Source organism: Paenibacillus maysiensis (assembly GCF_000520815.1).
Taxonomy (GTDB): domain Bacteria; phylum Bacillota; class Bacilli; order Paenibacillales; family Paenibacillaceae; genus Paenibacillus; species Paenibacillus maysiensis.
In genome coordinates this window covers 1-6,560 of record NZ_ASRY01000172.1, presented here as the reverse complement: position 1 = coordinate 6,560, position 6,560 = coordinate 1, and the positions used below count along the sequence as shown (strand labels likewise).

6 protein-coding genes, 1 tRNA gene and 1 pseudogene are annotated in these 6,560 nt (G+C 44.4%); 5 read left to right on the top strand and 3 right to left on the bottom strand.

Going from position 1 to position 6,560, the window contains the following annotated elements:
- A pseudogene (locus L696_RS28520) lies at positions 1-447 on the bottom strand (asparagine synthase (glutamine-hydrolyzing)); the annotation flags it as partial.
- A gap of 164 nt (positions 448-611) precedes the next feature.
- Between L696_RS28520 and L696_RS0110850 the strand changes: the two are divergent.
- Entirely contained in the window at positions 612-971 is a 360-nt protein-coding gene (locus L696_RS0110850) for a hypothetical protein (protein ID WP_025683645.1), read from the top strand.
- Between the two features lie 295 nt (positions 972-1,266).
- On the opposite strand, the gene L696_RS0110845 is transcribed toward L696_RS0110850, so the two are convergent.
- Positions 1,267-1,560 (bottom strand): magnetosome magnetite crystal formation protein family, encoded by a 294-nt coding sequence (locus tag L696_RS0110845; RefSeq protein WP_025683644.1) that lies wholly within the window; start codon positions 1,558-1,560, stop codon positions 1,267-1,269.
- A gap of 175 nt (positions 1,561-1,735) precedes the next feature.
- Here L696_RS0110845 and L696_RS0110840 point away from each other — a divergent pair.
- Positions 1,736-1,809: transfer RNA gene (locus L696_RS0110840), tRNA-Arg, on the top strand.
- Positions 1,810-1,917: 108 nt separating this feature from the next.
- Positions 1,918-2,046 (top strand): hypothetical protein, encoded by a 129-nt coding sequence (locus L696_RS32360; RefSeq protein ID WP_280740184.1) that lies wholly within the window; start codon positions 1,918-1,920, stop codon positions 2,044-2,046.
- A 308-nt stretch (positions 2,047-2,354) separates the two neighbouring features.
- Here the strand turns inward: L696_RS32360 and L696_RS0110830 are convergent, their stop codons facing one another.
- The gene (locus L696_RS0110830) at positions 2,355-3,698 is read right to left on the bottom strand and encodes a 6-phospho-beta-glucosidase (protein ID WP_025683643.1); all 1,344 of its coding nucleotides are present in this window, start codon (positions 3,696-3,698) and stop codon (positions 2,355-2,357) included.
- Between the two features lie 177 nt (positions 3,699-3,875).
- Here L696_RS0110830 and L696_RS0110825 point away from each other — a divergent pair, with 177 nt between their 5' ends.
- Together L696_RS0110825 and L696_RS0110820 are read left to right on the top strand one after the other, a co-directional pair.
- Positions 3,876-4,844 carry a LacI family DNA-binding transcriptional regulator gene (locus tag L696_RS0110825; protein WP_025683642.1) on the top strand — a complete coding sequence of 323 codons (969 nt, stop codon included), beginning with the start codon at positions 3,876-3,878 and terminating at the stop codon, positions 4,842-4,844.
- 127 nt (positions 4,845-4,971) lie between these two features.
- On the top strand, positions 4,972-6,390 hold the full coding sequence (locus L696_RS0110820; RefSeq protein ID WP_025683641.1) for a helix-turn-helix domain-containing protein: 1,419 nt from the start codon (positions 4,972-4,974) through the stop codon (positions 6,388-6,390).
- The last annotated feature ends 170 nt before the right edge of the window (positions 6,391-6,560 follow it).

The window sequence follows — 6,560 nt, the reverse complement described above, 5'->3', positions numbered from 1 at the left end:
TAACGGCTTCACTCCCAGCCGATCCCGTGCCAGAAATACCTGCTCCCGCTCACTATCCCAGACCGCAAACGCAAAAATGCCGTTTAACCGATCCACACATTCGGGGCCCCATTCGATATAGGATTCGAGCAGCACCTCCGTGTCGCATTGTGTACGGAAAAAATGCCCGCGCTGTTGGAGCTCTTTTTTCAGCTCAGGCGCGTTATATATTTCCCCGTTATATACAATCGTATAAGTGATATCCTCTAGCTGCCGGATCATGGGCTGAGCGCCATTTTCCGGGTCCATAACGCTCAGTCTTCGGTGTCCGAAGGCACACGGGTTGGATATCCAGGTGCCCGCAGCATCCGGTCCGCGATCGGAGAGCGTTTGCGTCATATTGAGCAGTAGCTCCGATTGATGCATTAAGTCTCCGTTCCACTGTATGAAACCAGTAATTCCGCACATGTCTGTTCATCCTCTCTTTGTCGTGTTCATCCAGTGTTGGAATGAATCAAAAACTAAATCCCCAGTTCATCAGTATATATGCCGAAAAGGAGCATAAAATGTCTGTCCGTTCCGAAAACTACAAATGGGGCAACCCGTGTATTCGCAAGGAAGGAGGAAGGCAAATGTACTACATCAAGGATGCTAAAATACGCCGCTTCACCGAACTTGACGGAGTACGCTGCGCAGAGGTAGAGGTACGGCCCGGCGCGGCAGATGACCCGGAACTGCTGGTCTACATCACCGCCACCAATCAGCAGGACCGTCAGGAAGGTTATGACGTGGTACGCATCATTCGTAATGACGCCGATTTGGCGCTGGATTGGTACGATAATAATCTGCATTCCGCGTTTGAGGAAGTGACGGACAAGGCTTTTACCGACTCTACACACATTACGGCCGGGGAAGAACGGGAAAAGTTTAAAAGGGAGTTACTTTCCTATGGGCAGCTCAGCACGGAATTTGCCAAGGAGTTCGGCGTATGAGAATAGGATGCGCCATGCCTCGGCTTTTGTTAATTTGGGCTCCGGCGCCATCGCCGAATCAGCGTGAAAGGAGGGGAAAATCATAGACAGCAAAGCGAAGTACAAAAAAAATAAAGGCAGCAGTTATATTCATAACAATGAATTTGCGGAAGAAGTGCTGGAGAAAAACGTAAGACACGAGGTACGGAGAAGTCCTAAACGCTTTGGTAATAAATAAATTTGTATATTGAAAATTTTTAAAGAAGCCTCCGTATCCCGCTTAACTCGCGGAATAAAGGAGGCTTCTTCTTCAGATTTATGCGGCTTCACGGAGCGTCATGATACCTTTGTAGATGTTGTAGACAAATACCCCGAGATAGACCACAGCGAATAGCAGCACAAACCCGATTACAGAACCTGCATGATTCGCCGTTGCAATAAAATACAATAGCGGAATCGCCGCGATAATAGGGAAAATGTGCGATAAAATAGCCTTTTTTGCATGTCCCTGAACATATTCGTCCCGTACTGCAATCCACACAATGACAGGCACTAGAAAAGGCGCGAAGAAAATGCTGAAATAACAAAGTGATGACAATAGACCTCTCACGGATTATATACCTCCTTCGTAGCATGGCCTTTGTACATAATACCCCGTCAGCGTCCAAATGATTCCTTTTGCAGCCTGTTTACTTGTACAATAAAAAAATGCTTTTGACAGTTAGCAAAAATATGATATAATAATCAATGCGCTGAATACATAAGGCTCCAACGAATACCATTTTGTCCCAGTAGCTCAGCTGGATAGAGCAACGGCCTTCTAAGCCGTCGGTCGGGGGTTCGAATCCCTCCTGGGACGTACAGCAAGAAATGAAAAGCTCCTGTACAGGAGCTTTTTTTGTGTTTAGTTGCACAATAGCAACCATTGTAATTGGTTCAATCCAGATCACAAGGGTAATGGGTAATCGTGAAAAAACTTGAAAAAGGACTGATTACGGGCCCAAACCATACTGAGGGAACCGGCAGCGGATTCGGCAAAGGAGCAGTTCTGGAGCTTGCCCGCAAAGTCCACAAAGTTATTGCCACGTTAGAATAAGCGCACCTATTACCGATCTCAAGGATATTGCTCGTCCTGAGGGATTGTTTCTGGAAAAATTCGACTTTGATATATTTGTTGCCGACGCGGGTTTATCCTCAGCAGTCGGAAGAACAAGTCAAACAGTCAGAAGCGAAGCTCCGGGACCAGACGATCTAGGCCAGAATAGATGGAAAAATCAAAAAAAGGCTGTTTTTCGTGCATTCAGCATGTATACATGAGAACAGGGACGAACCAAGATCGGCACGTCCCTAATTAACTATTTATTATGAAAGCTTGCTTTCAGCGTAGACATAATGTCTAAAGCTTTATACCGTCGCCTTCGCCTTATGAGCAAAAAATTGTGGCAAATGCTCCTTATGCGCTTCCAGCAATTCATCCAGCACCGTTTGGGCGATGTCACCGCTTGGTACGAGCGGATTCAGGGTGAAGGCTTGCAGAGCTGTTGCGTAGTCACCCGTTACTGCCGCTTCAATCGTCAATTCTTCCATCGCCTTCATCACTTGCAGCAAGCCGCGCTGTGCAGGCGGGAATTTGCCGAAGTTCACGGGTTCTGCACCATGTGCGCGAATCACACTGGTAATTTCAATCGCGCTGTCATAAGGGACATCATCAATTGCACCATTGTTACGTGTGCTAACCACCATCAGTGTGCCTTTGTTGTTATAGATGGAATTAATGATTTCACAGGCTGCATCGCTGTAATGCGCACCGCCGCGTTTGGATAGTTCCTCCGGTTTGTAATCCAGATTCGGATCTTTATACAGTTCAAACAGGCTTTCTTCCAGACGTTTGACGACTTGACCCCGAGTTCCTTCATTTTTGGCTTCCTCTAGTTCTTCCTTCAGCATGCTATCCGTCATGTAGTAATAACGATGGTATGGACAAGGCAGCATTTTTAAATGACGCACTTGATCATACAGGAAGCGCATATTCTTAATATTTTCAACGACTTTTTCTGGCTTTGCGCCGGGAGCGTACAATCCTTCAATGACTTGCTCTGTTAATTCGGCCCCGGTTTTGTCATAAACTTTGTGCCAATGAAGGTGGTTAATCCCTGCAAATTTAAAGAACAGCTCGTCTTCCGGTTTGTCCAGCCCAGCCGATGCACTCTTGATCGCGCCGATTGGAACATTACATAATCCGATGACTTTGTCCCACTGACCATAACGAAGTACGGCTTCGGTGACCATACCCGCAGGGTTGGTGAAATTGATAAGCCACGCATTCGGACACAATTCTTTCATATCTTCAACAATGCTCAGGATGACAGGAATGGTACGGAAGGCTTTGAACATCCCTCCGGCACCGTTGGTCTCCTGACCGATCATACCGTGTTTTAAAGGAATACTTTCATCTTTAATCCGGGCTTCGAGCAAGCCTACCCGAAATTGGGTCGTTACAAAATCGGCATCCTTCAAGGCTTTCCGACGATCCAGCGTCAAATGTACTTCACAATCAATGCCTGCTGCCTTCACCATCCGTTTAGCCATGGCGCCCACGATCTCCAGCTTTTCGCGTCCTGCCTCAATGTCTACCAGCCACAATTCCCGAATGGGAAGCTCTGCATAACGCTTGATGAAGCCTTCCACTAATTCCGGAGTATAACTGGAGCCGCCACCGATAGTCGCAATCTTTATGCCTTTTTTCATGATTGTTACCTCCCTGAATACTTTTTTTAAAACCGCTTTCTCAAGCTTCTATTTCACTGTAATCTCTGTAATGCATTACAGGTCAAGGACTTTAAAAAAACATATTTATAGGATGCAGCGAGGTCATAGAGGCTTAGCCCAAGAACATGTTAGAATAGAGAGAACGAGGTGAGGATTGTGGCGAATATTCATGAAATTGCAAAGCTTGCGGGTGTATCCTCGGCAACGGTGTCCCGTGTCATTAATAACCACCCGTATGTGAGTGAACCGACAAGACAGCGTGTACAGGAGGTCATAGACCGACTGGATTATGTTCCTAATTTAAATGCGATTTCTTTAAAAACGGGCATGACAAAGCTCATAGGAATTATTTCAATTTCTTTTAATGATTCATTAAATTTATTTGTGCGTGGTTTTACGATGTATGCTCAGGAGCATGGCTTTAATATAGCGCTTTTTATTACGAATGGGGATAAGGAGCGGGAGCTTGAAGCACTGGAAATGTTGCGAAGAAAGCAGTTGGATGCCTTGGTTTGTATGATTCGCGTCAATGAGTGGAGTGTGATCGAGCATTATACCAAATATGGTCCGATTGTGACATGGCAGCGTGTGAGCATAGAGGCAATTCCGTCTGTATTTATGGATCAGTATCAGGGCTATACGCTGGCGTTAGAGCATTTGTATGCCAGAGGATACCGGAGAATTGCAAATGTGTATGGCAATATGCGAGGGCTTAATACGAAGGAACGCATCCGGGCCTATCATGATTTTTGCCGAAAATATGATTTGGACGCTGAGGCATTCACGCATTTTTATAATTTGAATACCATTGAAGCCGGTGAAAATATCGCCCATTGGTGGATAGAACAAACGGACAAACCGGATGCCTTCGCTTGTTCTACAGATTATTTGGCAGCGGGGCTGCTAACCGAAGCACGCAGGCTCGACGTTTCTGTGCCGGATCAATTTGCGGTGGTCGGCTTTGATAACACAGAAATTTCGCATTTGCTTGATTTAACAACGATTCATTACCCGATTGATAAACAAGCTGAGAACGCATTCATCCTGATTCGCAACACCCTTGAAGGGCTGGATGAAACATTACATCATTTGGAGTTCAAGCTAGTGGAGAGGGTGACCACCTGATTTGGGAAACAGTTTTGTTTGGATTGCGAATATAGAGAAAAAGTATATTGACACATGCCAATTTTTGGACAATAATTCGAGGTGAGATTATAAAATTTGGATTTTTTGTATGAAAGGTGGTTATGAATTGGAACATACACCTAAGATTTTAGCGGAGTTGGACAATTACTTAAGGGAAAATAACTTGACTATAGCAGAATTTGCGGAGCGTTCAGGTGTTCATCAAAGAACGCTTAATACTTGGGTTACGAAGCATCGCCCTGTAGCTATACATCAGTTGGATCGAATCACACTGGCAATGGGATTACCAGAGGGCTATTATTACGACCGATACATAGATGATTACATCATCGAACGTTCCCCGGATTGGCGGCGAATTGAGCCCGTATTGTATCGCTGTGCTGAACTGGATAAGCTGGAGGCGATTAAGCGTGTAGTTGGGCATATCATGGACAAGCTGCTATATTCCCCGAAGCTATTTGATGCAGCGGAAAAACTGTTCGCACAAGGTCGGCACGCTGCTGCGTTGTTGCTTTTTGAGGGGGTTGCGGAAGCGGAGAAATACCAGCATTCTGAACGCTTGGCCATATGTCAGTATCGTATATTTACGATTCAGATTGGAGACGATCAAAACCTAAATCTCAGGGCAGCTACGATATTTGAAGCTTTTGTTGAACGCCTAGATGAAATAGACCAGCTTGACGCATTGAAGGACTTGGCTAACGTGTATAGGTCTTTGCGTCTATGGGACAAGGTAGATGAAATGGCGAGAAAAATGAGAGATAAAGCGGAAATCCAATATACTTTGAAACATCAGCAGAAGAAGCAAAAGCGCGTGGAGCCTGATAGAAGGCTGAGTCGTCCCATGTTTGTATACATCACCTATGCCGATTTACTGTGTGCAATTGTCTGTGACGCCCAAGGCGATTATCAACAAGCTCTAGATTATACATACGCCTACGCTAATTTAGATTGGGTCAAAGAGACGGACGAGGATACACTGCATTGGATCAAACTGTATCAACATTGGGCAAAAGGTAATACCTATGTAAACAAACTCCTGTCTGGAGATACAAGTCTGCTTCTGGATTATGTTGAATATATTTGTACTTCACCAGGTAAGTCCGAAAAGGAAATGGTTGCTAAGTTGATGAACGTTATGATTGCGGCTAACCAATACCAGATAGATGTGAATGAAATACTCCAGCGGTTTGAAACGGAGATTGATTCTTTTGCTCAACAGCGACCATCTGCTGACATGTATACCCAACAAGTTGTGCCAGACCAGTATGCACGTTTTGGTTATGAGTTAGCTTATTACTATTTACACAAAGGAATGTATTCTGTTGGCTTTAAACATTTGATGAATGCATCGCTAAAAGCGAATATACTAAATAATGAGACATATTTTATAAACTGTATGGGATTGTTCGTTCGTTTTCAAGTCCATGCAGTTCCTGAAACCAAAGCGGAGTATTTCAATCTTATTGAAAAGGTGTGGTTAAACAATGTTAAAAAAAATGGTTCTTTTGATCAGCGCAATTAGCTTTTTGTTTATCTTAGCTATGCCTGTTCAGCCGCATAGCCATAATCAGAGAATACAACTTCAAGAACAAATTGGAGGTGCTTAAACAGATAGGAACAAATAAATCCCCGCCAACCAATTAAGGTAACGGGGATTTATTTTATTATTTACTTTTTTCTGAATATGAATAT

Bases quoted from the DNA above. Each gene is read 5' to 3' on its own strand.
- L696_RS0110850 (WP_025683645.1), top strand. From the start codon at position 612: ATGTACTACATCAAGGATGCTAAAATACGCCGCTTCACCGAACTTGAC.
- L696_RS0110830 (WP_025683643.1), bottom strand. From the start codon at position 3,698: ATGAAAAAAGGCATAAAGATTGCGACTATCGGTGGCGGCTCCAGTTAT.